Source organism: Streptomyces sp. NPDC005866 (assembly GCF_040629895.1).
Classification (GTDB): Bacteria; Actinomycetota; Actinomycetes; order Streptomycetales; family Streptomycetaceae; genus Streptomyces.
Window position 1 is genome coordinate 1 of the sequence record NZ_JBEXWP010000046.1, and the last position, 26811, is coordinate 26811.

A 26811-nucleotide genomic window follows, 5' to 3' on the forward strand; every position below is an offset into this window, starting at 1 on the left:
GTTCGCTGGCCTCGGCCAGCGAACCGACGATCGTGCAGGTGCTGCCGTTCCTCGCGGTCGGCACCCTGCTCGCCCTCGGCCTCGCCCGGCCGCTGAACGCGGTGGCGATGGGCGACGACACCGCACGCGCCCTCGGTGCCAACCTCGGCCGCACGCGGGCGCTCTCCATGCTCGCCGCCACCGTGCTGTGCGGCGCGGCCACCGCCGCCTGCGGCCCGATCGCGTTCGTCGGCCTGATGGTCCCGCATGCCGTGCGCTCCTTCACCGGCCCCGACCTGCGCTGGATCCTGCCGTACGCGACGATCCTGTCGCCCGTGCTGCTGCTCGGCGCCGATGTCATCGGCCGGGTGGTGGCCCGCCCCTCGGAGCTCCAGGTGGGCATCGTCACCGCGATCATCGGCGGACCGGTCTTCATTCTTCTCGTACGACGGCGAAGGACGGCCCAGCTGTGAAGACCACCGCTGTGAAGACCACCGTTGTGAAGACCACCGCTGTGAAGAACACGCGTTCCCTGCGCACCCCCGGCGGGCTCTCCCTGCGGACGGACCTGCGCGCGCTGATCGTCGTGACCGCGCTGCTGCTGGCCGCGTGCGCCGCGAGTGTCGTGCTGATCGGCACCGGCGACTTCCCGATCTCCTTCGGCGACGTGGTGAAGACGCTGGCCGGCGACGGCACCGCGGGCCAGGACTTCATCGTCAACGAACTGCGGCTGCCACGCGTTCTGGTCGGCCTGCTGGTCGGCGCCTCGCTCGGCCTCGGCGGCGCGCTGTTCCAGTCCATCTCCCGCAACCCGCTCGGCAGCCCGGACGTCCTCGGTCTCTCCCAGGGCTCGACGTCCGGCGCGCTCGTCGTCATCGTGCTGATGTCCGGGAGTGCCACCCAGGTCACGGCCGGCGCGCTGATCGGCGGTCTGCTGACCGGCCTCGCCATCTATCTGCTCGCCTGGAAGCAGGGCGTGCACGGCTACCGGCTGGTCCTGGTCGGTATCGGTGTCTCCGCGATCGTCACCGCGGTGAACGGCTATCTGCTCACCAAGGCCGACTTCGTCGACGCGACCCGCGCGGTCGTCTGGATGACCGGCTCCCTCAACGGCCGCGACTGGAGCCAGGTCTGGCCGCTGCTCGCGCTGTGCGCGGTCCTCGTCCCGCTGGCCCTCGCCAACGCGCGCGGCCTCAGGATGATGGAGATGGGCGACGACGTGTCGAACGCCCTCGGGGTGCGGGTGGAGCGGGTACGGCTGCTGCTGATGGTGTCGGCCGTCCTGCTGACCGCGGCCGCCACCGCCGCCGCGGGCCCGGTCAGCTTCGTCGCGCTCACCGCCCCGCAGCTCGCCCGCCGTCTCACCCGCTCGCCCGGCCCCAATCTGCTGCCCTCCCTCTGCATGGGCGCCACCCTGCTGGTCACCGCTGACTGGGCCTCGCAGCGCGCCTTCGGCGCCGACCAGCTGCCCGTGGGCGTGGTCACCGGTGTCCTGGGCGGGGTCTACCTGCTGTGGCTCCTTGTCACCGAACGCAAGGCGGGCCGGATATGAGCACGCGGGGCGGGCCGGACATGAGCAGCCGAGGCGAGCCGGACATGAGCGAGAACCCCCAGTCAGAGAGCAAGAGGAGCCCCGTGAACCGCCTGTCCGCCGAGAGCGTCACTCTCGCCTACGACCAGCGCGTCATCGCCGAGCAGCTGTCGGTGGAGATCCCCGACAACTCCTTCACGGTGATCGTGGGCCCCAACGCCTGCGGCAAGTCGACGCTCCTGCGCGCGCTGTCCCGGATGCTCAAGCCCACCCGGGGCCGGGTGCTGCTCGACGGCCAGGTCATCCAGTCCATGCCGGCGAAGAAGGTCGCCCGCACCCTCGGCCTGCTGCCCCAGTCGTCCATCGCGCCAGACGGCATCACCGTCGGCGACCTGGTCGGCCGCGGCCGCTACCCGCACCAGGGCCTGCTGCGCCAGTGGTCCGCCGAGGACGAGCGGGTCGTCCAGGAGTCGATGGCCCGTACGGGTGTCGCCGAACTCGCCGACCGGTACGTCGACGAGCTGTCCGGCGGTCAGCGGCAGCGGGTGTGGATCGCCATGGCGCTCGCCCAGCAGACCCCGCTGCTGCTCCTCGACGAGCCGACCACCTACCTGGACATCCAGCACCAGATCGACGTCCTCGACCTGTGCGCCGAACTGCACGAGGAGCAGGGGCGCACGCTGGTCGCCGTGCTGCACGACCTCAACCACGCGGCCCGGTACGCCACCCACCTCATCGCCCTGCGAGGCGGCGAGGCCATCGCTGAGGGCGCGCCGAACGACATCGTCACCGCGGAACTGGTCGAGGAGGTCTTCGGTCTGCGCTGCCAGATCATCGACGACCCGGAGACGGGAACCCCGCTGGTGGTGCCGGCGGCCCGGAAGGCACGGGTCACAGCAACTTCCTGAGCCGGAACAGGTCCAGCAGGTTCGCGTCCAGCTTCACCCGGCCGGACCCCCAGGCCCCGGCGAAGTTCAGCTCGCCGTCGACCAGGGCCACCAGGTCGTCGCCGGCCATGGCCAGCCCGATCTGCGCCTTCTCCCGCGGCGGCCCGGGAAACGTCTCCTCCACCTCGATCCGGCCACCGGTGAGCCGGCCGGCGAAGGTGACGTCCAAGTCGGTGATGTGGCAGCTCACGGTGCGGTCCATGGCGGCGGCCGCGCGGACGCCGCCCTCGGCGCCGCCCATGGAGTGGGAGAGCTTGTCGAGTGCGGCTCGGCACTCCTCGATCGTGGCCATCGCGCTCGACGGTACCCCAGCGGTTCGAGGTAGCGTCGGGGCATGACCGACTCTGTGCCCGAGGGCCGGGTGGCGGAGACGGCGGAAGCGGTACCGGCCGAGCCCGAGTACGACCCCGCCGCCCCCGCCCCGCTGAACGTCCCCCGCACCCCCACCGGCAACGCCGAGGTCGACGCCCAGCTCGGCCGGCTGGGCGACGCCGACCACCTCGCCACGGACGGGCATCCGGAGGTGTACGAGGATGTACATCGGGGACTGCGCGACGCGCTCACCGCGCTCGACGCCCGCCCCGGGCCTCCGGCGCCCGCACCGCCGTACGGCGACAGGGCGCCGTCGCCCGCCCACCCGACCAGCACCCCTCAACGAGGCCCTTCGGGCCACACCTTCTAGTCCGTACCACCAGAGCAGGAGCTGAACCGAACGTGGCAGGAGTCGCACGTCGCCGTCTGGACGCGGAGCTGGTCCGCCGGAAGCTGGCGCGCTCGCGCGAGCACGCCAGCCAGCTGATCGCCGCCGGGCGGGTCTCCGTCGGCAAGACCCTCGCGACCAAGCCGGCCACACAGGTGGAGACCGCCGCGGCCATCGTGGTGCAGTCCGACGACAGCGACCCCGAGTACGTGTCCCGGGGCGGGCACAAGCTGGCCGGCGCGCTGGCGGCGTTCGTACCGCGGGGGCTCGTGGTCGAGGGGCGGCGGGCGCTGGACGCCGGCGCGTCCACCGGAGGTTTCACCGATGTGCTGCTGCGGGCGGGCGCCACCCGTGTCGTCGCCGTCGACGTCGGATACGGCCAACTCGCCTGGTCGCTGCAGAGCGATGAACGCGTCACCGTCAAGGACCGTACGAACGTACGCGAGTTGACGCTTGAAGCTATCGATGGGGAGCCTGTGGATCTTGTCGTGGGTGATCTGTCCTTCATCCCGCTCGGGCTGGTGCTGCCGGCCCTGGCGCGGTGCGTGAAGCCGGACGCCGACCTGGTGATGATGGTCAAGCCCCAGTTCGAGGTGGGCAAGGACCGACTGGGCAGCGGGGGAGTCGTACGAAGCCCGCAGCTGCGGGCGGAGGCCGTGCGGGGGGTTGCCGACAAGGCGTGGGAGCTCGGGCTCGGGGTGAACGGTGTCACCGCCAGTCCGCTGCCCGGGCCGTCCGGCAACGTCGAGTACTTTCTGTGGCTGCGGGCCGGCGCACCCGAACTTGACCCGGCCGATGTTGACCGTGCAGTCGTGGAGGGGCCGCGTTGACACAGAACCGAGCTCGTACTGTTTTCCTGCTGGCCCACACCGGGCGGCCCGCGGCGATCCGCAGCGCCGAACTCGTCGTCAAGGGACTGCTGGCGGCCGGAGTCGGCGTACGGGTCCTGGAGTACGAGGCACGTGACCTGCCTCTTCCCGAGGAGGTCGAGCTCGTCGAGGAGGCGTCGCCGCACAGCCTCGACGGCTGCGAGCTGCTGATCGTCCTCGGCGGTGACGGGACGCTGCTGCGCGGCGCCGAGTTCGCACGCGCCTCCGGGGTGCCGATGCTGGGCGTCAACCTCGGCAGCGTCGGGTTCCTCGCGGAGGCCGAGCGGGACGACCTCGACAAGGTCGTCGACCGGGTGGTGAGCAAGGCGTACGAGGTCGAGGAGCGGATGACCGTCGACGTCGTCGTGCACCGCAACGGGGACATCGTGCACACCGACTGGGCGCTGAACGAGGCGGCGGTGCAGAAGGCCGGCGCCGAGAAGCTCCTCGAAGTGGTGCTGGAGATCGACGGGCGGCCGGTGACGGGGTTCGGCTGCGACGGGATCGTGCTGTCGACGCCGACCGGTTCCACGGCGTACGCGTTCTCGGCCGGTGGCCCCGTGGTGTGGCCGGAGGTCGAGGCGCTGCTGATGGTGCCGATCAGCGCGCACGCGCTGTTCGCGAGGCCGTTGGTGACCTCGCCGAATTCGGTGCTCGCGGTGGAGGTGCTGCCGCACATCCAGCCGGGGGTGCTGTGGTGCGACGGCCGGCGGACGGTCGAGTTGCCGCCGGGGGCGAGGGTCGAGGTGCGGCGGGGGGCTGTGCCGGTGCGGCTGGCCCGGTTGCATCATGCGTCGTTCACAGATCGGCTGGTGGCGAAGTTCGCGTTGCCGGTCTCCGGGTGGCGGGGGGCGCCGCACTAGCGGTTCGCGGGGGTTTGCTTTCGGTGCGTCGGTGCGTCGGTGCGTCGGTGCGTCGGTGCGTCGGTGCGTCGGTGCGTCGGGGGGCGGGTGCGTGGGGGCTTGTCGCGCAGTTCCCCGCGCCCCTGGGTCTCTCCGCTCGCCCGGGTCAGAGGGCGCCGCGCCGGCTGGTCGGGCCGGCGCGGCGGAGCCGTACATGTGGACTCAGCCCGGCGCCCCCCTGTTTCTCCACTCCCCCGGGTGACAGGGGCCCTCGCACTTCGCTGGCCGGACCTCGTAAGGTCTTCACCGTGCTGGAAGAAATGCGGATACGGTCGCTCGGAGTCATCGACGACGCCGTCGTCGAGTTGTCGCCGGGGTTCACCGCCGTCACCGGTGAGACCGGTGCGGGCAAGACCATGGTGGTCACCAGCCTGGGGCTGCTGCTCGGCGGACGTGCCGATCCCGCGCTCGTGCGGATCGGCTCCGAGAAGGCGGTCGTCGAGGGGCGGCTCACCGTACCCCCGGGTACCTCCGCGGTCGTACGGGCCGAGGAGGCCGGGGCCGAGCTGGACGACGGGGCGCTGCTGATCAGCCGTACCGTTTCCGCCGAGGGGCGCTCCCGGGCGCACCTGGGCGGGCGCAGCGTGCCCGTGGGGCTGCTCGCCGAACTCGCCGACGACCTGGTGGCCGTGCACGGGCAGACCGACCAGCAGGGCCTGCTGAAACTGTCCCGGCAGCGGCAGGCCCTCGACCGGTACGCGGGCGACGGGGTCGCCGTACCGCTCGCCAAGTACGGCGAGGCGTACCGGCGGCTGCGGGCCGTGGCGGCCGAGCTGGAGGAGATCATCACGCGCGCGCGTGAACGGGCCCAGGAAGCCGACATGCTGCGCTACGGCCTCGACGAGATCGCGGGCGTGGAGCCGCGGGCCGGCGAGGACGTCGAGCTCGCCGAGGAGGCGGAGCGGCTCGGGCACGCCGAGGCGCTGTCGTCCGCCGCGACCGCCGCGCACTCGGCGCTCGCGGGCAACCCCGAGGACCCCGAGGGCATCGACGCGGCCACCCTCGTCGCGGGCGCCCACCGGGCCCTGGAGGCCGTACGGTCGCACGACCCGGCGCTGGCCGCGCTCGCCGACCGGATCGGCGAGGTCGGTATCCTGCTCGGCGATGTGGCGGGCGAACTCGCCGGGTACGCCGACGACCTGGACGCCGACCCCTTGCGGCTCGCGGCCGTGGAGGAGCGGCGCGCCGCGCTCACCGCGCTCACCCGTAAATACGGCGAGGACGTCAGCGCGGTGCTGGCGTGGGCCGAACAGGGCGCCGCGCGGCTGACCGAACTCGACGGCGACGACGAGCGGATCGACGAGCTGACCGCCGAACGGGACGCGCTCCGCACCGAACTGAGCGGTCTCGCCCAGGCGTTGACCGACGCGCGCACGGAGGCCGCCGAGCGCTTCGCGGCCGCCGTCACCGCCGAGCTGGGCTCCCTCGCGATGCCGCACGCGCGCGTGTCCTTCGCGATCCGGCAGACCGAGGACCCGGAGGGCGTCGAAGTCGGCGGCCGGACGGTGGCGTACGGCCCCTCGGGCGCCGACGAGGTCGAACTGCTCCTCGCTCCGCACCCCGGCGCCCCGCCCCGGCCGATCGCCAAGGGCGCCTCCGGCGGTGAGCTGTCCCGGGTGATGCTCGCGGTGGAGGTCGTCTTCGCGGGCACCGACCCGGTCCCGACCTACCTCTTCGACGAGGTCGACGCGGGTGTCGGCGGCAAGGCGGCGGTCGAGATCGGCCGTCGTCTGGCCAAGCTCGCCAAGTCGGCCCAGGTGGTCGTGGTCACGCACCTCCCCCAGGTCGCCGCGTTCGCCGACCGGCAGTTGCTGGTCGAGAAGACGAACGACGGCTCGGTCACGCGCTCGGGCGTGAAGGTCCTGGAGGGCGAGGAAAGGGTTCGGGAACTCTCTCGCATGCTCGCCGGCCAGGAGGACTCGCAAACGGCACGGGCGCACGCGGAGGAACTGCTCGCCACCGCGAGAGCGGACGCCTGAGCAGCCCCTCCGGGGGCGCGTGGCTGTGCACGCGAGCACACACCCGCGCCCCCCTCGGCATCCCGTACTGTCACTCTCACGGGTGACACACTCCGGCGCATGCCCCGCCCCGCCCCGGTATGCCCCTCCCTGGAGCTCCGCAGTGTTCCCCTCGGCCCGATACCTTCTGTACGTATCCTCGTGACCGCCCCGACGCCGAACCAGGAGCCCGGCTGCGTGAGCCCCGTGAGCAGCAACGCATCGCACGGTCAGTCGCCGCTGCGCACCGTGCAGGTGCTCGGCGGTGGCAACGCCGGCAGCAGTGCGCACGTGCGCTCGCTCGCCGCCGGTCTTGTCGCGCGGGGCGTGCGGGTCACGGTGTGCGCCCCCGTCGAGGCCGACCGCGCCTACGACTTCTCCGGCGTGGGCGCCGACCATGTCCATGTGCCGCGCAGCAGTGATCCGGGGTCGGTGGCCGCGCTGCGTGCCGCCTGTACCGACGCCGACCTGGTGCACGCGCACGGTCTGCACGCCTCCTTCCGCGCCGCGCTGGCGCTGAGCGGCCGCCGTACCCCGCTCATCGTCACCTGGCACAACCGGGCGGAGGCCGAGGGCGCCCGGGCGCATCTGCTGCGGATGCTGGAGCGGCGGGTGGTGCGGGCGGCCGCCGTGGTGCTGGGAACGACCTCCGACCTGGTGGACCGGGCCCGCCGGACCGGCGCCCGCGACGCGCGGCTCGCCGCCGTGGCGCTGCCCGGCCTGCGGCGGCCCGTGGAGCAGGAGGGGGCGGAGCGGCTGCGGCCCAAGGTACGGGCCGAGCTGGGCGCCATGGGGCGGCCGTTGCTCATCGCCGTCGGCTCCCTCGACCGGCACCGCGGCTATGACGTGCTGCTGGACGCTGCGCGTGCCTGGTGCCGGCTCGACCCGGTACCGCTGCTCGTCATCGCGGGGGAGGGGCCGCTGCGTACGGTGCTGCAGCGGCGGATCGAGGACGAGGATCTGCCCGCCCGGCTCGCCGGCCGCCGCGACGACGTCGCCGAACTGCTCGCCGCAGCCGATCTGGCACTGCTGCCCAGCAGTTGGGAGTCGCGTTCGGTCCTCGCCCAGGAGGCCCTGCACGCGCGCGTGCCCCTCGTCGCAACCGCCGTCGGCGGTATCCCGGACCTGGTCGGCGACGCCGCTGAACTCGTCCCGTACGGCGACGCGACCGCCCTCGCCGACACCGTCGTACGACTGCTCCGCGACCCCGAGCGCTGCGAGGAACTGCGTGAGAAGGGTGCCCGGCAGGCGGCGAGCTGGCCGACGGAGGACGAGACCGTGACCCAAGTGCTCAGCGTGTACGACGAGTTGACCCAGCCCAGGCCGCTGCCGTAGCGCCTAGGGGGTGTCGTCTGGATCATGCCAGCGTCGCGGGCCCTGGCACGCGCATCTGCCGCGTTGTCGTCGGTCGCCGAGGTCCCCCAGCCTTCGGCCGGGGGTGCCCCCACCGCGTCGCCCGCCGCGGAAGCGGCTGATTGTCCACGCCTCCTCCGCCTTGCAGCCACACGCACCGGCCCCCGCTCCCCGGCATCGAACCGCACCGCCACTGACCTGCGGCCTGATCCAAACGACAGGGCCCTAGGGGACGTGCCGGCGGGCCCGGAGTGCGAGGCTCAACGCCAGCACCACCTGCGGGTCGTCGAGGTCCGTGCCCAGCAAATCGCCGATGCGGGCGAGGCGGTTGTAGAGGGTCTGCCGGTTGAGGTGGAGTTCACGGGCCGTCTCCGCCTTGCGGCCCGCGTGCGCCAGGTAGGTCTCCAGGGTGGGCAGCAGGGGCGGCCTGGAGCGGTTGTCGTGGTCCCTGAGCGGACCGATCGCGCGGTCGACGAAGGCAGCCAGGTCGGGGTGGTCGCGCAGCCGCCACAGAAGCAGGTCGATGTCGAGGCGGCGGGCGTCGTACCAGGGGCGGTCGGATAGGCCCTGGGCCGCTGTCGCCGTCTCGGCCGCGTGCCGCAGGCCCGCCGAGGCGGCAGCCCAGCCACCGGCCACCCCGACCACCACGACAGGGGGAGCGGCCCCCGGGCGCCGCATCCCGGCGCGCTCCACTCCCGCCCGCAGCGCCGCCGCGACCCGGTCGGCGACCGTCGTCCGCTCCGCCTCCGAGCGCAGGCCCAGCAGGAGGGGGACGCGGCCCTCGACCGGTCGTACGCCCAGCAGGACGGGCGCGCCCACGGCCGCCAGCTCTTCGCCGACCGCCCGGGCCAGCACCGCCCAGCCACCGCCCGGGGGAAGGGAGTCGCCGACCCGCATGACCACCGGCAGCAGTGGGCTGGAGCCGGGCTTGAAGCCGAGGACGCGGGCCTGGGCCGGCGCGTCCTGAGCGGTGATGCGCCCTTCGGCGAGGTCGGTCAGGAAATCGCCGCGGCCGCGGGCCGCCAGCTCCTCCTCCTGGCGGGCCTGCATCAGGACGACGGCCAGGACGCCGGCGGCCCGGTCGGCGGCGATGCGATGCACGGGGGCGAGCGGTGCGCGGACCGGGAGCAGGACCAGCCGGGCGCGGACCGAGCTCGCTCCGGGTCCGCCGCCCGGCACGTCCACCAGGACCGCCCCGGCCGGCGGCGCGTCCTTGTGCTGGCCGCGCAGCCCCTCCCACACCTGGAGCGGATCCGCGCCCTCGGGCCCCGGCCCGGCGGCGTACAGCAGCTGGCCGTCGGTGGTCTCCAGGAAGACCGGGTTGCCGCTGAAGTCGGCGAGGATCGCGAGGACCTGGGGGACCCCGCCGCCGCCCAGCAGGGCCTCGGTGCAGCGGCGGTGCACCTCCTCGGCACGCTGGAGGAGCGCGTAGTGGTGGTTGACGATCTCGGTGTGGATCTCCTCCGTCACCGCGACGAACGGCACCTCGCGGTGCAGTTGCACCAGCGGGAGCCCGGTCGCCCGAGCGGTGTCGACCAGGGTGGCGGGCAGCCGGGAGAACCGCGGGCCCAGCTCCACCACCAGGGCGGCGATGCCCCGCTCGGCGAGCGTACGCACGAACGCCCGCTGCTCGGCCGGGCGGGTGCCCAGGCCGTAGCCGGTGGTGAGCAGCAGTTCGCCGCCCTTCAGCAGAGATGCGATGTTCGGCACCTCGCCCGCGTGCACCCAGCGCACGGTCCGGCCCAGCCGGTCGGCGCCCGCCACGGTCTCCGGGAGCCCGCTGCGCAGCCCGGGCAGTTCCAGCGCCCGCTGCACGGTGATCCCGCCCTGGGTGTCGAATCCGCTGCCCGTACCGCTGTCCATGGGGCGGACGCTACCTGGGCGAACGTCCTCGCGGCACCTTCTGCTAGAGCGGTTTGATGTTGTGGTTGAAGCGGAAGACGTTGTCGGGGTCCCAGGTCCGTTTCACCTTGCCGAGCCGCAGCGCGTTCGCCGTGCCCAGGCCGGCCCGCACCCGGTCGGGGCCCTCGTCGCCGATGAAGTTGAGATAGACCGCGCCGGTGGACCAGGGCCGGACGCCGGCACGGACGCCCCGCACCCAGGCGACCGCCCGTTCGTCGTCGGATGGCTCCGCCCAGATACCGAAGGGGTGCACGGCCCAGGACGCACCCCGGTACGGCACCGGGTACTCGGCGGGCCCGGCCGCGATCGCGCCGCCCTGCGGGAACAGCACGTGCTGGGTGCCGGTCGGCACCGGCATGCCGTCCGCGCCGGCGCAGTAGGCGTCCACCGCCTCGTCGGGCAGCGCGGCGAGATACTCGGCCGACCAGTAGTTCCGCAGCCCGGCCGGCAGGTCGAGCAGGCGCTGCACCTCGGTGTACGGCATCGGACCGACCACTTCGGCCTCGTGCGGCAGCGCCAGCATCGGCTCGGCGATCTTCCGCAGGTCCTCGTCGCCGCCGGCGTAGGTCACCACGGCGGCGCACACCGGCTTGCCCACCAGGTGCTCCGGTACGAAAGGCAGCGGCGGGCCGGTGAGGTACAGCACCGCGCCGCCCGCCTCGTCGGGGCCGGTGCGGATCACCTCGCGGAAGGTGCGCACCGCGTCCGGGCCCGACTCCGGCAGGTACAGCAGCAGCGCGAGGGAGAACACCGGCAGTTCATGGAGTTCGAGGATGAGCGCGATGGCGACGCCGAAGTTCCCGCCGCCGCCGTGCAGGGCCCAGAACAGCTCCGGGTTCTCGTCGGCGTTGGCGTGGACGCGCTCGCCGCCGGCGGTGACCAGCTCGACGCCGAGCAGGTTGTCGACGGCCAGGCCGAAGGCGCGGTCCAGCCAGCCCGAGCCGCCGCCCAGCACGAAGCCGCCGACGCCGGTGGTGGAGACCCGGCCGCCGGTGGTGGCGAGGCCGTGCGGCTCGGTCGCCCGGTCCAGATCGCTCATCGTGGCGCCACCCTGTATCCGTACCGCCTCCGCCGCCGGGTCGACGGTCACCGCGTGCATCCGGCGCAGGTCGACCACGAGCGCGCCGTCGCCGCTCGCCGACCCTGCCACGCTGTGGCCGCCGCCGCGCACCGCGATCGCCAGGTCCAGATCCCGGCCGAACCGCACCGCGCGGACCACGTCGGCGTCGTTCGCGCATTGGGCGATCACGGCCGGCCGCCGGTCGATCATGGCGTTGAAGACGGCACGGGCCTCGTCGTAACCGGCGTCTCCCGGCGCGAACACCTCGCCGACCAGATCCTCACGGAGTGCGGCGAGGGCCGTGTGGGCCTTCGACCGGAAAGCCATGGCCGCCCCTTTCCGGAAAGGGGGATCAGTTCCTCCCAGCCTAGGCGGGAGCGGCCCAACCAGCCGAAACGGACCGGCAGACGTCCGACGGCGGCTCTTACCCCCCGTACGCTCCGGAAGCGGTCAGCCGCAGCGCCGTGTCGATCAGCGGCACATGGCTGAACGCCTGCGGGAAGTTGCCCACCTGGCGCTTCAGGCGCGGGTCCCACTCCTCGGCGAGCAGCCCGAGGTCGTTGCGCAGCCCGAGGAGCTTCTCGAACAGCTTGCGGGCCTCGTCGACGCGGCCGATCATCGCGAGGTCGTCGGCCATCCAGAACGAGCAGGCCAGGAAGGCCCCCTCGTCACCGGGCAGGCCGTCGACGCCCTTGTTCTCGCCCTCGGTCGGGTAGCGCAGGATGAAGCCGTCCGGCGTGGACAGCTCGCGCTGGATCGCCTCGATGGTGCCGATGACCCGCTTGTCGTCGGGCGGCAGGAAGCCCATCTGCGGGATCAGCAGCAGCGAGGCGTCCAGCTCCTGGGAGCCGTACGACTGCGTGAAGGTGTTCCGCTCCTTGTCGTAGCCCCGCTCGCAGACGTCCCGGTGGATGTCGTCGCGCAGTTCCTTCCAGCGCTCCAGCGGGCCGTCCGCGTCCCCGGACTCGATCAGCTTGATGGTGCGGTCCACCGCGACCCAGGCCATCACCTTGGAGTGCACGAAGTGCCGGCGCGGACCGCGCACCTCCCAGATGCCCTCGTCCGGCTCGTCCCAGTGGTCCTCCAGGTAGCGGATGAGCTTCAGCTGGAGGAGGGAGGCGTAGTCGTTGCGCGCGAGGCCGGTCATGTGGGCCAGGTGCAGGGCCTCGGTGACCTCGCCGTAGACGTCCAGCTGAAGCTGGTGCGCCGCGCCGTTGCCGACCCGGACCGGGGTGGAGTTCTCGTAGCCGGGCAGCCAGTCCAGTTCGGCCTCGCCCAGCTCGCGCTCGCCCGCGATGCCGTACATGATCTGCAGGTTCTCCGGGTCGCCGGCCACCGCGCGCAGCAGCCACTCGCGCCAGGCGCGGGCCTCCTCGCGGTAACCGGTGCGCAGCAACGAGGAGAGGGTGATGGCCGCGTCGCGCAGCCAGGTGTAGCGGTAGTCCCAGTTGCGGACGCCGCCGATGTCCTCCGGGAGGGAGGTGGTGGGCGCGGCGACGATGCCGCCCGTGGGGGCGTACGTCAGCGCCTTCAGCGTGATCAGCGAGCGGACCACCGCCTCCCGGTACGGGCCGTGGTACGTGCAGTGCTCGACCCAGTCGCGCCAGAACTCCTCGGTCGCCTCCAGCGACTGCTCGGGCTCCGGCAGCGGCGGCGGCTGCTTGTGCGAGGGCTCCCAGGAGATGGTGAACGCGATCCGGTCCCCGGGGGCGACGGTGAAGTCCGCGTACGTCGTCAGGGACTTTCCGTAGGTCTCGGCCTCTGTGTCGAACCACACGGAGTCTGGTCCGGCCACCGCCACCGTCCGGCCCTCGTGTTTGTGCACCCAGGGCACGACACGGCCGTAGGAGAACCGCATCCGCAGCGCCGAGCGCATCGGCACCCGGCCGGTGACGCCCTCGACGATGCGGATCAGCTGGGGTGCGCCGTCACGCGGGGGCATGAAGTCGATGACCCGGACCGTGCCGCGCGGGGTGTCCCACTCCGACTCCAGGATCAGCGAGTCGCCGCGGTAGGTGCGGCGGGCCGCGGTCGGCGGCTGGGAGTCGGCCGCGTGGGCCGGGCCGAGCCGCCAGAAGCCGTGTTCCTCGGTGCCCAGCAGACCGGCGAAGATGGCATGCGAGTCGAAGCGGGGCAGGCACAGCCAGTCCACTGTGCCGTCCCGGCAGACCAATGCGGCGGTCTGCATGTCTCCGATGAGTGCGTAGTCTTCGATGCGCCCGGCCACGTGCAACTCCAGTCGAACGGCCACGTCACCCCCCATGGAAGGCAGGGGGCTGTCGCTAGTGCGGTCAAGGGGTCGTTGTTGTGCGTCGTTGAGCGGTGAAGCAAAGCAGCCCGCCGCGCCCTGAGGCAAAACGACAGTCATAGCTCAACGAACTGCCAAGCTCTCGTTGTTCCGGGAGTGACGGGCGGGGGTGTGCCGTGTTTTCCGGCCGGGCTCGGCAGCGAGTGTCCGAGCAGGATACGACGCACGTAGATGATCTGCGTGCCGCTCCGGGCAACCTATGTGGTCCGAATGGGTGAGCCCCGGGTGAAAACCCGGTAAGCCAGGCTCCACGTCTGTGCCGATGTGTGTACGGAGCGTGGCCGGAAGCCATCTCTCCGCGGCGCTGATACCCTGGTAGCCCGTGGACCGGTGGGCACGAAACCCCCGAACCGCAGCGACGGCACCCCCGGAATCTCCCGGAGGGCGGCCGTACCGCACGACAGATCGCGACCACGGGAGCCCCCTCTTGGCCATGCCGCCGAAATCTACGACGACCAAGCACATCTTCGTCACCGGGGGTGTCGCCTCCTCGCTCGGCAAGGGCCTCACCGCCTCCAGTCTGGGCATGCTGCTCAAGGCCCGCGGCCTGCGCGTCGTGATGCAGAAGCTCGATCCGTACCTGAACGTCGATCCGGGCACGATGAACCCCTTCCAGCACGGTGAGGTGTTCGTCACCAACGACGGCGCCGAGACCGACCTGGACATCGGCCACTACGAGCGTTTCCTCGACCGCGACCTGGACGGCTCCGCCAATGTCACCACCGGTCAGGTCTATTCGACGGTGATCGCCAAGGAGCGGCGTGGCGAGTACCTGGGCGACACCGTCCAGGTCATCCCGCACATCACCAACGAGATCAAGCACCGCATCCGCCGGATGGCCACCGACGAGGTGGACGTCGTGATCACCGAGGTCGGGGGCACGGTCGGCGACATCGAGTCGCTGCCCTTCCTGGAGACCGTCCGCCAGGTCCGCCACGAGGTCGGCCGGGACAACGTCTTCGTGGTCCACATCTCGCTCCTTCCGTACATCGGCCCGTCCGGCGAGCTGAAGACCAAGCCCACCCAGCACTCCGTGGCCGCCCTGCGCAACATCGGTATCCAGCCGGACGCGATCGTGCTGCGCTGCGACCGTGAGGTCCCCACCGCCATCAAACGCAAGATCTCGCTGATGTGCGACGTCGACGAGGCCGCCGTGGTGGCCTGCCCCGACGCCCGCTCGATCTACGACATCCCGAAGACGGTGCACACCGAGGGCCTGGACGCCTATGTCGTCCGCAGGCTGGACCTGCCGTTCCGCGATGTGGACTGGCGGACCTGGGACGACCTGCTCGACCGCGTCCATAACCCCGACCACGAGATCACCCTCGCGCTCGTCGGCAAGTACATCGACCTGCCCGACGCCTACCTCTCGGTCACCGAGGCGCTGCGCGCCGGCGGCTTCGCCAACAAGGCCCGCGTGAAGATCAAGTGGGTCACCTCCGACGACTGCAGAACCCCGGCCGGCGCGGCCGCGCAGCTCGCCGACGTCGACGGCATCTGCATCCCCGGCGGCTTCGGCGACCGCGGTGTGCTCGGCAAGGTCGGCGCCATCCGCTACGCCCGCGAGCACAAGATCCCGCTGCTCGGCCTCTGCCTGGGCCTGCAGTGCATCGTGATCGAGGCCGCGCGCAACCTGGCCGACATCCCGGACGCAAACTCCACCGAGTTCGACTCCGCCACCGGCCACCCGGTCATCTCCACCATGGCCGAACAGCTGGACATCGTCGCCGGCGAGGGCGACATGGGCGGCACCATGCGCCTGGGCATGTACCCGGCCAAGCTGGCCGAGGGCTCCATCGTGCGCGAGGTGTACGACGGCAAGGAGTACGTCGAGGAGCGGCACCGCCACCGCTACGAGGTCAACAACGCCTACCGCGCCGAGCTGGAGAAGAAGGCCGGAATCCTGTTCTCCGGCACCTCCCCGGACGGCAAGCTCGTCGAGTACGTCGAGTACCCGCGAGACGTCCACCCCTACCTGGTCGCCACCCAGGCCCACCCGGAGCTGCGCTCCCGCCCGACCCGCCCGCACCCGCTGTTCGCGGGCCTGGTGAAGGCCGCGGTCGAGCGTCAGCAGGGCGAGGTCGAGCAGACGAATTCGAAGTGACACACCAGTTGTACGGTGGCCGGGGTGCATACCTTCAAAGGCTGGGCACCCCGGTTTCATCCGGCCGGTCTTCTTGGCCGGTCTTTTAAAGGCGTGTGTGGAAGGGCAGGGCATGACGATCAAGGACACCCCCGAGGAGTGGGAGATCCGGGCGACGGAGACCCCCTTCGTGGGCAACAAGACCTCCGTCCGCACGGACGAGGTGGTCATGCCCGACGGCTCGGTGGTCCGCCGCGACTACCAGGTCCACCCCGGCTCGGTCGCCGTCCTCGCCCTGGACGAGGAGGACCGCGTGCTGCTCATCCGCCAGTACCGGCACCCGGTCCGGCACAAGCTCTGGGAGATCCCGGCCGGGCTGCTCGACATCCCCGGTGAGAACCCGCTGCACGCGGCCCAGCGCGAGCTGTACGAGGAGGCGCACGTCAAGGCCGAGGACTGGCGGGTGCTGATCGACCTCTACACCACCCCCGGCGGCTGCGACGAGGCCGTACGGATCTTCCTCGCCCGTGATCTGTCCGAGGCCGAGGGGGAGCGCTTCGAGGCGGAGCACGAGGAGACCGACCTGGAGTACGCGCGCGTGCCGGTCGACGAACTGGTGCGCCTGGCGCTCGCCGGCGATGTGCACAACAACTGTCTCGTGACGGGCGTCCTCTCCGTGGTCGCCGCCCGCACCGGCGACGGCCTCGACGCGCTGCGCCCGGCCGACGCGCCCTGGCCGGCCCGCCCCTTCGAGTCCTGAGCCCCCCATCAGGCGGTCCGGTGTGACCATCGCCTGATCCGATCGGGCGATGTGCCCGCCGTGGCCCACCCGGAACGTCCGTGCACGTGAACTAGGCTCGACGCGATTGAGCCGAAACGCCCGAACCGGAGTCCCGGCGGGCATGCGTGTGCGGTGGGACGGGAGTGTGGCCCGTGACGGATCAGGCGGTGGACACAGGCGGCGCACGACTGTCGGCGCCCGCGGCCACGGACGACCAATTCCTGGGCCGTACAAGAGAGTTGAAAGAACTGCGCGCCGACATCGAGCGCGCGGGCCTGGACACCATCGCCGGCCGCAAGGTCCCCCGCGCCCGAGTCCTGCTCATCGCGGGCAGACCCGGCTCCGGCCGCACCGCCCTCGCCGAGGAACTCGTACGGCGCGTCGCCGCCGACTACCCCGACGGGGTGCTGCGCGCCCGCCTCGCCGAGCCGGACGGCACCCCCGTCCCCGTCGAGCGCACCGCCCGCGACCTGCTCACCGCCCTGCGGCTGCCCACCCCGGCGGGTGCCGCCGAGGACGACCTCACCCACGCGCTGCGCACCGCCCTCACCGGGCGCCGCATGCTGCTCCTCCTCGACGACGCGCCCGGCTCCGAACACGTCGACGCGCTGCTCCCTGACACCCCCGACTGCCTGGCCGTCGCCGTCTCCGGCGGCCCGCTCACCGGGATCTCGGACGTCCGGCCGTGCACCCTGGGCGGCCTCGACAACAAGTCGGCCGTGGAGCTCCTCGCCCGGCACACCGGCTCGGTCCGTGTCACCGTCGACCCGCGGTCCGCCGAGGCCCTGGCCGAGGTGTGCCAGGGTCAGCCCGCCGCGCTCACCCTGGCGGGCGGCTGGCTGGCGGCACACCCCCAGGTGGCCGTCTCCGACCTCGCCAAACGTCTGCACGCCGACGCGGAGGACGGCACGGCCCTCGCCCGGGTCTTCCGGTTCGTCCACGACGACCTGCCCGGCCAGGCCGCCCGGATACTGCGGCTTCTCTCTCTGGCTCCGGCCGGCCTGGTCGACCCGCACACCGCCTCCTCCCTCGCCGGCTGCTCGGTCGACGCCGCCCGCACCACCCTGGACGAGCTGGTCCGCCTCGGCCTGCTGCACCCCGCGGACTCCCCGCTGCCCCAGTACGAGGTCCCCGGCTGTCTCCACCCCCTGCTCCGCGCGCTGGCCGAGGCGCAGGAACGCGCCGGGGAACTGCAGCTGGCCCGCGCCCGGATGCTGGAGCGCACGGTACGGCTGCTGCAGTCCTGCCGGGCGATCACCGAGACCGACAACCCGCAGGCCCGCGAGAAACTCCAGGTCCTGCCCCGCGAGCTGCGTTTTCCCACCCCCCGGGCCGCCGCCGACTGGCTGCACATCCGGCGCCCGGCCCTGCTCGCCGCGGCCCGTGCGGCGGTCGCCGACGGCGAGCTCGACACCCTGGCCCGCCGGCTGATGTCCCAGCTGGTCAAGGCCATGGCGGCACACCTCGGCACCCAGGCGGCCGCCCCCGACCTGTACGGGATCCACCGGCTCGTCCTCGATGTCGCCGAGCGTCGCCACCTGCCCCGCGAGCAGGCCGCCGCGCTGCTGAACCTGGCCGACCTGGACGCGCAGACCGGGCGTACGGCGGCCGCACTGGTGCGCTACCGGTCGGCGCTGGAGGCCGGACGCAGAGCAAATGACCCGTATGCGACCGGCCGCGCGATGGAATCCGTAGGCGGCGCGTACCAGGAGCTCGGGGACTACGACCGGTCCGCCGACTGGTTCGGCCGCGCTCTCGCCCAGCGGCTCGCCCGCGACGAGCGCGCCGAGGCCGCCCGGCTCTACGGGCGGATCGCCGGCGCGCACACGTACGCGGGCCGCTACGGCGAGGCGACGCGGGCCTGGCGGGCGGCTGTTTCCGGCCACCGCAAGAACGGCGATGTGGCCGGGCAGGCAAGGGCGTTGAGCGAGCTGGCCCGGGTCCAGGAGTACGCCGGACGGCCCGAGGAGTCGCTGCGCACCTGCCAGGAGGCCGTGGAGTGGGCGCGCCGCGCCGAGGACGCCCGGCTTCAGGCCGCGCTCCAGCTGCGGCTCGCCGACACGCTGGAGCGCCTCGGCGACTCCACCGCCGCGAGCCTGCACCGCTCCGCCGCCGAGCGCATGCTGGCTGAGGAGCCTCCCGACCAGGACTCCAGCCCGGAACAGGGGAATAACACCTGCGAAATCCGTAGTGGGCTCGGCGAAGATTGATGCAATGAAAGGCTAGACAGCCGGAACACCTTCATTAGACTGGCTCTGCCGCCGGTTCTCCTGCGGTGTCTCCTGGTGTGTTCCCGCATGCCGGGTATGTGCTGTTATGCCCCCACACCCTTTGAGCCAAGGACCGTGATCGACGTGAAGGTCGGCATCCCCCGCGAGGTCAAGAACAACGAGTTCCGGGTGGCCATCACCCCGGCCGGCGTGCACGAGCTGGTGCGCCACGGCCACCAGGTCGTCGTCGAGCGCGGCGCCGGTGTCGGCTCGTCGATCCCGGACGACGAGTACATCGCCGCCGGTGCGCAGATCCTGGACACCGCCGACGAGGTGTGGGCCACCGCCGACCTGCTGCTGAAGGTCAAGGAGCCCGTCGCGGAGGAGTACCACCGGCTCCGCAAGGACCAGACCCTCTTCACCTACCTGCACCTGGCCGCATCCAAGGAGTGCACCGACGCCCTCCTGGAGTCCGGCACCACGGCCATCGCCTACGAGACCGTCGAGCTCCCGAACCGCGCCCTGCCGCTGCTCGCCCCGATGTCCGAGGTCGCGGGCCGCCTCGCCCCGCAGGTCGGCGCCTACCACCTGATGCGCGCCAACGGCGGCCGCGGTGTGCTGCCCGGCGGTGTCCCGGGCGTGCTGGCCGCCAAGGCCGTCGTCATCGGCGGTGGCGTGTCCGGCTGGAACGCGGCCCAGATCGCCATCGGCATGGGCTTCCACGTCACCCTGCTCGACAAGGACATCAACAAGCTCAAGGAGGCCGACAAGGTCTTCGGCACCAAGATCCAGACCGTTGTCTCCAACGCCTTCGAGCTGGAGAAGGCCTGCCTGGAGGCCGACCTGGTGATCGGCGCCGTGCTCATCCCGGGCGCCAAGGCCCCCAAGCTGGTCACCAACGAGCTGGTCTCCCGTATGAAGCCGGGAAGTGTCCTTGTCGACATCGCGATCGACCAGGGCGGCTGCTTCGAGGACTCCCGCCCCACCACGCACGCCGAGCCGACCTTCAAGGTCCACGAGTCGGTCTTCTACTGCGTCGCCAACATGCCCGGCGCGGTGCCCAACACCTCCACCTACGCGCTCACCAACGCCACCCTGCCGTACATCGTGTCGCTCGCGGACAACGGCTGGGTCGAGGCGCTGCGCCGCGACGCCGCGCTCGCCAAGGGCCTCAACACCCATGACGGCAAGGTCGTTTACCGCGAGGTCGCCGAGGCGCTCGGCCTGGAGCACGTGGAGCTCGACACGCTGCTGGACTGAGCCGTTCCGCCGAGGCGGTGACTAAGGCACCTTCTCGTAAAGGCGATACGTCAACAAGCCGAGTCAATCACGCACACCCGGCCGGACCTTGCCCGACAAGGTCCGGCCGGGTGTGTGTATGGTCACTTTGCGACGCTCGGTCAACTCGCCTCGAACGTAACCCTTCGACCGATTCGCGCACCGGTGAAACCTGCCGTGCGACGGCCGTACGCCCTTGACAGCGGGATGTTTCATTGCCGACACATCCTGCCGGGTCCGGCGGATTGTGTTGCTGCGAACGCCCGACACGCCATAGAGTCGCCAACCGTCGGCATGGTGCCACGCTGACCTGTCTAGAAGTTTCCTGGTCACCAAGGAGGTAAGACGACTTGTGAATGAGTCGACATTTTCTCCCGGGGGTGGTCAACCAGGAATGCCGGTAAGGGACCAGGGTCCCGCGGGGTTCGAGGCTGTCGGCTCCGTCGCGGTGCGCACCTTCGCAGCCCATCAGAGTTCGCTGACCACGCGGACAGCACACCAGAGCATGGATGGCCATCACGTGAACGCCATGGCCGGCGACGGAAGTGGCGCGCCCCACAGCCAGTTCGCCGACTACGACGAACTGCCCGACGGGCACTTCTACGACCCCGACGCCGAGTACGAGCCCGATCCGGAGTACGCGGCCACGCTCGCGCCCGACGCGGCCCGCCAGCGCCGCGAGCGCATCGGCCCGACCGGTCGCCCGCTGCCGTACTTCCCGATCCCGGGCCCGCTGACCGACCACGGCCCCGCGAAGATCATCGCCATGTGCAACCAGAAGGGCGGCGTGGGCAAGACCACGTCGACCATCAACCTGGGTGCCGCGCTCGCGGAGTACGGCCGGCGTGTGCTGCTCGTGGACTTCGACCCGCAGGGCGCGCTGTCGGTCGGTCTCGGCGTCAACCCGATGGAGCTCGACCTCACCGTCTACAACCTGCTCATGGAGCGGGGCATGTCGGCCGACGAGGTCCTCCTGAAGACCGCGGTCCCGAACATGGACCTGCTGCCCTCCAACATCGACCTGTCGGCCGCCGAGGTCCAGCTGGTCTCCGAGGTCGCCCGCGAGTCGACGCTGCAGCGCGCCCTGAAGCCGCTGCTGCCGGACTACGACTACGTCGTGATCGACTGTCAGCCCTCGCTCGGCCTGCTCACGGTCAACGCGCTGACAGCCGCTCACAAGGTGATCGTGCCGCTGGAGTGCGAGTTCTTCGCCCTGCGTGGTGTCGCCCTGCTGACCGAGACCATCGAGAAGGTCCAGGAGCGGCTCAACCCGGACCTGGAGCTCGACGGCATCCTCGCCACCATGTACGACTCCCGCACCGTGCACAGCCGTGAGGTGCTCGCACGCGTCGTCGAGGCCTTCGACGATCACGTCTACCACACGGTCATCGGCCGCACGGTCCGCTTCCCGGAGACCACGGTCGCCGGTGAGCCGATCACCACGTACGCCTCCAACTCCGTCGGTGCCGCCGCCTACCGCCAGCTCGCCAGGGAGGTGCTCGCCCGGTGTCACGCCGAGTGAGTCTGCCGGGGGCCGACGAACTGTTCCGTACGACCGGGGGGATGGCGCTGCAGCCGTCCAGCCCCAGGCGCCCGGCCAACGGCGAGGCCCGGGTGCCGGCTCCCGCGAGTCCCGCGGAGAGCGACGACACGGCGGCCGAGGCCGCCGATGACGCGCCGCACTCGGTGCCCGTGCGGGGCGGCGACGGCGAGGGCGCGGAGCACGTGGCGGCGGAGGCCGAACCGGCCGACGCCGGGGAGTCCCGCAACCACGCCGCGGCGCCGGGCGGGTCCTCGGCCACGGTCACGCCGTCGGCCGACCGGTCCGGGCGGCGGCAGGCGGCGCAGGAAGGTTCTGCCGCGTCCGCCGCGCAGGCCGAGCCCCGCAAGCGTGGCGGCCGGGCGGCCTCCCGCCGGCCCAGCGGGCGCGAACGGCACGACGAGAAAATCACCGTCTATGTCTCCGCCGAGGAGCTCATGGACCTGGAGCACGCGCGTCTCGTGCTCCGCGGTGAACACGGACTGGCCGTCGACCGGGGCCGGATCGTCCGCGAGGCGGTCGCCGTGGTGCTGGCCGACCTGGAGTCCCGAGGGGACGCGAGCATCCTCGTACGACGGCTGCGCGGACGGTAGGGGTAGCCTGCGGGAGCTATGACCTCGACCGACGCTCCCGTTTCCGGCCCTTCCGGCGGCCGTCGGCGTCTGCTGGGACGGGGGCCTGGCCCGGCGGCTCCTGCCGTTCCCGTGGAGCCGGAGGCCGAGGCCGAGGCCGTCGTACCGGAGCCGGAACGGGAACCGACGCCGGAACCCGAGCCGGAGGCCGCTCCCGCCGAGGGCACCGAAGCTCCCGCCGAGGCCGTCGGAGCTCCCGCTGAGGCCACGGAGCCGGAACCCGTCCCCGACGGTGTCTTCAAAGTCCGGCTCGCCAACTTCGAGGGCCCCTTCGACCTCCTCCTCCAGCTGATCTCCAAACACAAGCTGGACGTCACCGAGGTCGCGCTCTCCAAGGTCACCGACGAATTCATGGCGCACATCCGGGCCATGGGGCCGGACTGGGACCTGGACCAGACGACCGAGTTCCTCGTCGTCGCCGCCACCCTGCTCGACCTCAAGGCCGCCCGGCTGCTGCCCGCCGCCGAGGTCGAGGACGAGGCCGACCTTGCGCTCCTTGAAGCCCGGGACCTGCTGTTCGCGCGGCTGCTGCAGTACCGCGCGTACAAGCAGATCGCCGACATCTTCAACCGGCGCCTGGACGAGGAGGCCCGCCGCTGGCCCCGTACCGTCGGCCTGGAGCCGCATCTGGCCGAGCTGCTGCCCGAGGTCGTCATCAGCATCGGTCCGGAGGGGTTCGCCAGGCTTGCGGTCAAGGCGATGCAGCCCAAGCCCAAGCCGCAGGTGTACGTCGACCACATCCACGCCCCGCTGGTCAGCGTGCAGGAGCAGGCCGGGATCGTGGTGGCGCGGCTGCGGGAGCTGGGGGAGGCCAGCTTCCAGGCGCTCATCGAGGACACCGACGACACCCTCACCGTCGTCGCCCGCTTCCTGGCCCTCCTTGAGCTGTACCGCGAGAAGGCGGTCGCCCTCGACCAGGAGACCGCGCTCGGCGATCTGATCGTGCGGTGGACCGGCGGGGACGGGGGGACCCAGCCGGTGGTGACCGACGAGTTCGACCGGCCACCCGAGCCGCCCAAGGAGGACAAGGCGTGAGCGAGCACACCACAGAGCTGCCGGCCGGGCTGCGCCCGGTCGCCGAACTCGACCTCAAGCCGGCCCTGGAGGCCGTCCTCATGGTCGTGGACGAGCCCGCCACCGTGGAGCACCTGTCCAAGATCCTTGAGCGGCCGAAGCAGACGATCACGAAGGCGCTGCGGGCACTGGCGGACGAGTACACCGTCCAGGGCCGTGGCTTCGAGCTGCGCTTCGTCGCGGGCGGCTGGCGCTTCTACACGCGAGGCGAGTACGCGCCCGCGGTCGAGCGGCTGGTCCTGGAGGGCCAGACCGCCCGGCTCACCCAGGCCGCGCTGGAGACCCTCGCGGTCGTCGCGTACCGCCAGCCGGTGAGCCGCAGCCGCGTCTCAGTCGTACGGGGAGTCAACTGCGACGGTGTGATGCGGACCCTGCTCCAGCGCGGTCTGGTCGAGGAGGCGGGCGCGGAACCCGAAACAGGTGCGATCCTGTACAGGACGACGAACTACTTCCTGGAGCGGATGGGCCTGCGTGGCCTGGACGAGCTTCCGGAACTCGCGCCCTTCCTCCCGGAGGCGGAGGCGATCGAGGCCGAGACCCAGGAGGGCGTGCCGTCGTTCGATCCGGACGCTCCGGATTCCGAGGACGCAGACGACAAGACGGAACTTTGATGCGAAGCAGCAGCGGCAGGAACAGCAGCGGAAACAACGGCGGGAGCCGTGGTGGCAACAGCGGCGGCCGCGGCGGGAGCAGCGGTGGCCGCGGTAACTACCGCGGTGCCGGAAACACCCGCGACGACAAACAGGGCGGCCGGCCGAAGAACCCGCGCCCGGAGGAACGGCGCTACGACGTGGGCCCCGGCGCCACCCAGGACGGCCCGAAGTCGGGGCGCGGCGCCTCGGCGCGCGGCGGCGCCAAGGGCGGTCCCAGGCAGGGCCAGGGCACCGGGCGCGGCCGCACGGCTCCGGCGAGCTCCCGTGAGTACGACGCCCGGGCCGAGGAGCGCAACCGGGAGCGGTACGCCGGCAAGCCGGACGTGAAGCTCCCCAAGACCTTCCCGGGCGCCGAGCAGGAGGGCGAGCGGCTGCAGAAGGTCCTCGCCCGCGCGGGCTACGGCTCCCGGCGCGCCTGCGAGGAGCTGATCGAGCAGTCCCGGGTCGAGGTCAACGGTGAGATCGTGACCGAGCAGGGCAAGCGGGTCGACCCGGAGAAGGACGAGGTCAGGGTCGACGGGCTGACCGTCGCCACGCAGTCGTACCAGTTCTTCTCGCTGAACAAGCCGGCCGGTGTGGTGTCCACCATGGAGGACCCTGACGGGCGGCAGTGCCTCGGTGACTACGTCACCAACCGGGAGACCCGGCTGTTCCACGTGGGGCGCCTGGACACCGAGACCGAGGGCGTCATCCTGCTCACCAACCACGGCGAGCTGGCGCACCGGCTGACCCATCCCAAGTACGGCGTGAAGAAGACCTACCTCGCGCACATCGTGGGCCCGATCCCGCGCGACCTCGGCAAGAAGCTCAAGGACGGCATCCAGCTGGACGACGGCTACGCGCGCGCGGACCACTTCCGGGTCGTCGAGCAGACCGGCAAGAACTACCTCGTCGAGGTCACCCTGCACGAGGGCCGCAAGCACATCGTGCGGCGCATGCTGGCCGAGGCCGGCTTCCCCGTCGACAAGCTGGTGCGGGTCGCCTTCGGTCCGATCACCCTCGGCGACCAGAAGTCGGGCTGGCTGCGACGCCTGTCCAACACCGAGGTCGGGATGCTCATGCAGGAAGTCGACCTCTAAACCCCGTAAAAGGGCTTGTGCGGCTTTCTGACGGCCGGTTCCGGGTGGCCCGGGACCGGCCGTCGTCGCGTCCGGGAACGCGGCTCCAGCGGCCGCTGAGGGCTTGCGCGGCGACCTGCGACTCTTTATTGTCGTAACGACTATTAGTCGGGTCATCTCTTGAGATCGACTCTTCAGGGGGTGGAAGGGCGCATGCAGGGCTACGACAAGTACGCCTACGAACCCTTCGCCGTCACCGTCGACCTCGCCGTCCTCACCCTTCGCGCGGGTGCCCTGCACGTGCTGCTCGTCGAGCGCGGTCAGGAACCGTACGCCGGACAGTGGGCGCTGCCGGGAGGCTTCGTGCTGCCCCGGGAGTCGGCCGAGACGGCGGCCCGGCGGGAACTCGCCGAGGAGACCGGCCTGTCGGACCTGTCGGGGCTGCACCTGGAGCAGCTGCGCACCTACAGCGAGCCGGACCGCGACCCGAGGATGCGGGTCGTCTCCGTCGCCTTCACCGCGCTGCTGCCCGACCCGCCCGAACCGCACGGCGGCGGTGACGCCGCCCAGGCGCGCTGGCTGCCCTACGACCCGGCCCGGACGCTCGCCTTCGACCACGACCGGATCCTGGCCGACGCCCATGAACGCGTCGGCCGACGGCTGGAGTACAGCTGCCTGGCCACCGCCTTCTGCCCGCCCGAGTTCACGCTCGGCGAGCTGCAGAACGTCTACGAGACCGTGTGGGCCGTCGAGCTGGACCGCCCCAACTTCCGCCGCAAGGTGCTCGCCACGCCCGGTTTCGTCGAACCGGTGCCGGGCGCCGCCCGGCTGACCGGCGGCCGCGGCAAGCCCGCCGCGCTCTACCGCGCGGGCACCGCCACCACGCTCCATCCACCCCTGCTCCGCCCGCCCCGGGAAGGACGCCCCGCATGACCTCTACCACCGCGCACAAGCGTGCCGCCAGCGGCTCCCTGATCGGTCTCGCCCTCGGGGACGCGCTCGGCTTCCCGACCGAGTTCAACGACGTGCCCTCGATCCTCGCCAAGTGCGGGCCGTGGCGGGAGATGGAGCTGCCCGCGCGGGCCCTCGTCTCCGACGACACGCAGATGACGATCGCGGTCGGACACGGGCTGCGCACCGCCATGGACCGGGGGGTGCTCGCGCCCAAGCGGCTGGAGCGGCCGCTGCGCGAGGAGTTCGTCAACTGGTACCAGTCGCCCGAGAACAACCGGGCGCCCGGGCGGACTTGCCTGCGTGCCTGCGAACTCCTGAAGGAGGAGGGGCGGGTCTGGCAGGACGCCAGCCAGATCGACTCCAAGGGATGCGGGGCCAATATGCGGGTCGCGCCGGTCGGGCTCGCGCCCGGGCTGAGCGACGAACAGCGCGCCGGCGCCGCCCAGTTGCAGTCGGCCCTCACCCACGGCCACCCCACCGCCCTGGCCGCCTCCGACCTCACCGCGCGAGCCGTACGACTGCTGGCCACGGGCACCGAACCGGCCGCTCTCATCGGGCAGTTGCGGTCCTACGCCCTCGACAACCGCACCCACTACCACCACACCTGGCTCGGCGACCTGTGGACCCGGAGCCAGGATCCGACCCCCGAGGAGTTCATCGCGCGCGGCTGGGACGAGTGCCTGGAGATACTCGGCCGGCTCCAGGACGCCGTACAAACCGTCTCGCCGGAGGCCGACCCGTGCCTGGCCACCGGCGCCGGCTGGATCGCCGAGGAGGCCCTGGCCACCGGTCTGCTGTGCTTCCTGCTCTTCCCGGACGAGCCGGTGACGGCCCTGCGCCGGGCCGCCTGCTCCTCCGGCGACTCGGACTCGATCGCCTGCCTGACCGGCGCCTTCGCGGGGGCCTGGCTGGGCGTGGAAGCCTGGCCGACACAGTGGGCCGACCGGATCGAGTACCGGGGCGACCTGCAGACCCTGGGCGCGCTCTGGGACGCTTGACC

23 protein-coding genes are annotated in these 26811 nt (G+C 71.8%); 19 read left to right on the forward strand and 4 right to left on the reverse strand.

What is annotated here, in order from left to right; genetic code table 11:
• The 3 genes from ABZ396_RS39515 to ABZ396_RS39525 all read left to right on the forward strand — a co-directional run.
• On the forward strand, nt 1-452 hold a 452-nt coding region (locus tag ABZ396_RS39515), incomplete at its 5' end, for an iron chelate uptake ABC transporter family permease subunit (RefSeq protein WP_359187027.1).
• A 41-nt stretch (nt 453-493) separates the two neighbouring features.
• A complete protein-coding gene (locus tag ABZ396_RS39520) occupies nt 494-1531 on the forward strand; it encodes an iron chelate uptake ABC transporter family permease subunit (RefSeq protein WP_358925260.1) in 1038 nt (345 codons plus the stop codon).
• 44 nt (nt 1532-1575) lie between these two features.
• A complete protein-coding gene (locus tag ABZ396_RS39525; protein ID WP_358925244.1) occupies nt 1576-2418 on the forward strand; it encodes an ABC transporter ATP-binding protein in 843 nt (280 codons plus the stop codon).
• On the opposite strand, the gene ABZ396_RS39530 is transcribed toward ABZ396_RS39525, so the two are convergent.
• On the reverse strand, nt 2402-2749 hold the full coding sequence (locus ABZ396_RS39530) for a sterol-binding protein (RefSeq protein WP_358925242.1): 348 nt from the start codon (nt 2747-2749) through the stop codon (nt 2402-2404). The two genes, ABZ396_RS39525 and ABZ396_RS39530, sit on opposite strands and share 17 nt — an antisense overlap.
• Before the next feature lie 42 nt (nt 2750-2791).
• On the opposite strand from ABZ396_RS39530, the gene ABZ396_RS39535 reads away from it, so the two are divergent.
• The 5 genes from ABZ396_RS39535 to ABZ396_RS39555 all read left to right on the forward strand — a co-directional run bounded on the left by ABZ396_RS39535 (nt 2792) and on the right by ABZ396_RS39555 (nt 8260).
• Nucleotides 2792-3139 carry a hypothetical protein gene (locus ABZ396_RS39535; protein WP_358925240.1) on the forward strand — a complete coding sequence of 116 codons (348 nt, stop codon included), beginning with the start codon at nt 2792-2794 and terminating at the stop codon, nt 3137-3139.
• A gap of 32 nt (nt 3140-3171) precedes the next feature.
• The gene (locus ABZ396_RS39540) at nt 3172-3987 is read left to right on the forward strand and encodes a TlyA family RNA methyltransferase (RefSeq protein WP_358925238.1); all 816 of its coding nucleotides are present in this window, start codon (nt 3172-3174) and stop codon (nt 3985-3987) included.
• Nucleotides 3984-4889: an NAD kinase gene (locus ABZ396_RS39545; protein WP_358925236.1), complete on the forward strand. Its 906-nt coding sequence runs from the start codon at nt 3984-3986 to the stop codon at nt 4887-4889. The genes ABZ396_RS39540 and ABZ396_RS39545 overlap by 4 nt, the downstream gene beginning before the upstream one ends.
• 299 nt (nt 4890-5188) lie before the next feature.
• Nucleotides 5189-6907, forward strand: coding sequence for a DNA repair protein RecN (recN, locus tag ABZ396_RS39550; protein ID WP_358925258.1), 1719 nt, complete (start codon nt 5189-5191; stop codon nt 6905-6907).
• A 216-nt stretch (nt 6908-7123) separates the two neighbouring features.
• On the forward strand, nt 7124-8260 hold the full coding sequence (locus tag ABZ396_RS39555) for a glycosyltransferase family 4 protein (RefSeq protein ID WP_358925234.1): 1137 nt from the start codon (nt 7124-7126) through the stop codon (nt 8258-8260).
• Nucleotides 8261-8503: 243 nt separating this feature from the next.
• On the opposite strand, the gene ABZ396_RS39560 is transcribed toward ABZ396_RS39555, so the two are convergent.
• From ABZ396_RS39560 to ABZ396_RS39570, 3 genes are all read right to left on the reverse strand, one after another.
• Nucleotides 8504-10141, reverse strand: coding sequence for a PucR family transcriptional regulator (locus ABZ396_RS39560; RefSeq protein WP_358925233.1), 1638 nt, complete (start codon nt 10139-10141; stop codon nt 8504-8506).
• Nucleotides 10142-10184: 43 nt separating this feature from the next.
• Complete coding sequence (locus ABZ396_RS39565; RefSeq protein ID WP_358925231.1) at nt 10185-11567, reverse strand: FAD-binding oxidoreductase; 1383 nt, start codon at nt 11565-11567, stop codon at nt 10185-10187.
• Between the two features lie 97 nt (nt 11568-11664).
• Nucleotides 11665-13467, reverse strand: coding sequence for a glycoside hydrolase family 15 protein (locus tag ABZ396_RS39570; protein ID WP_358925256.1), 1803 nt, complete (start codon nt 13465-13467; stop codon nt 11665-11667).
• A 514-nt stretch (nt 13468-13981) separates the two neighbouring features.
• Here ABZ396_RS39570 and ABZ396_RS39575 point away from each other — a divergent pair.
• The 11 genes from ABZ396_RS39575 (at nt 13982) to ABZ396_RS39625 (ending at nt 26809) form a co-directional block, all read left to right on the forward strand.
• Nucleotides 13982-15652, forward strand: a complete 1671-nt coding sequence (locus ABZ396_RS39575) for a CTP synthase (protein ID WP_358925229.1) — start codon at nt 13982-13984, stop codon at nt 15650-15652.
• Between the two features lie 112 nt (nt 15653-15764).
• The gene (locus ABZ396_RS39580) at nt 15765-16391 is read left to right on the forward strand and encodes an NUDIX hydrolase (RefSeq protein WP_358925227.1); all 627 of its coding nucleotides are present in this window, start codon (nt 15765-15767) and stop codon (nt 16389-16391) included.
• 173 nt (nt 16392-16564) lie between these two features.
• The gene (locus ABZ396_RS39585; RefSeq protein WP_358925226.1) at nt 16565-18622 is read left to right on the forward strand and encodes a tetratricopeptide repeat protein; all 2058 of its coding nucleotides are present in this window, start codon (nt 16565-16567) and stop codon (nt 18620-18622) included.
• Nucleotides 18623-18757: 135 nt separating this feature from the next.
• Nucleotides 18758-19882, forward strand: a complete 1125-nt coding sequence (gene ald, locus ABZ396_RS39590; protein ID WP_358925224.1) for an alanine dehydrogenase — start codon at nt 18758-18760, stop codon at nt 19880-19882.
• Between the two features lie 412 nt (nt 19883-20294).
• Complete coding sequence (locus ABZ396_RS39595) at nt 20295-21422, forward strand: ParA family protein (RefSeq protein ID WP_358925222.1); 1128 nt, start codon at nt 20295-20297, stop codon at nt 21420-21422.
• A complete protein-coding gene (locus tag ABZ396_RS39600; RefSeq protein WP_358925220.1) occupies nt 21407-22033 on the forward strand; it encodes a hypothetical protein in 627 nt (208 codons plus the stop codon). The genes ABZ396_RS39595 and ABZ396_RS39600 overlap by 16 nt, the downstream gene beginning before the upstream one ends.
• An 18-nt stretch (nt 22034-22051) precedes the next feature.
• Nucleotides 22052-23107 (forward strand): segregation/condensation protein A, encoded by a 1056-nt coding sequence (locus tag ABZ396_RS39605; RefSeq protein ID WP_358925218.1) that lies wholly within the window; start codon nt 22052-22054, stop codon nt 23105-23107.
• Nucleotides 23104-23757 carry an SMC-Scp complex subunit ScpB gene (scpB, locus tag ABZ396_RS39610; protein ID WP_358925216.1) on the forward strand — a complete coding sequence of 218 codons (654 nt, stop codon included), beginning with the start codon at nt 23104-23106 and terminating at the stop codon, nt 23755-23757. Before ABZ396_RS39605 ends, scpB begins: the two co-directional genes overlap by 4 nt.
• Nucleotides 23757-24878, forward strand: a complete 1122-nt coding sequence (locus tag ABZ396_RS39615) for a pseudouridine synthase (RefSeq protein WP_358925214.1) — start codon at nt 23757-23759, stop codon at nt 24876-24878. Before scpB ends, ABZ396_RS39615 begins: the two co-directional genes overlap by 1 nt.
• A gap of 192 nt (nt 24879-25070) precedes the next feature.
• A complete protein-coding gene (locus tag ABZ396_RS39620) occupies nt 25071-25790 on the forward strand; it encodes an NUDIX domain-containing protein (protein WP_358925212.1) in 720 nt (239 codons plus the stop codon).
• Nucleotides 25787-26809 carry an ADP-ribosylglycohydrolase family protein gene (locus ABZ396_RS39625; RefSeq protein WP_358925210.1) on the forward strand — a complete coding sequence of 341 codons (1023 nt, stop codon included), beginning with the start codon at nt 25787-25789 and terminating at the stop codon, nt 26807-26809. Before ABZ396_RS39620 ends, ABZ396_RS39625 begins: the two co-directional genes overlap by 4 nt.
• Nucleotides 26810-26811 lie beyond the last annotated feature (2 nt).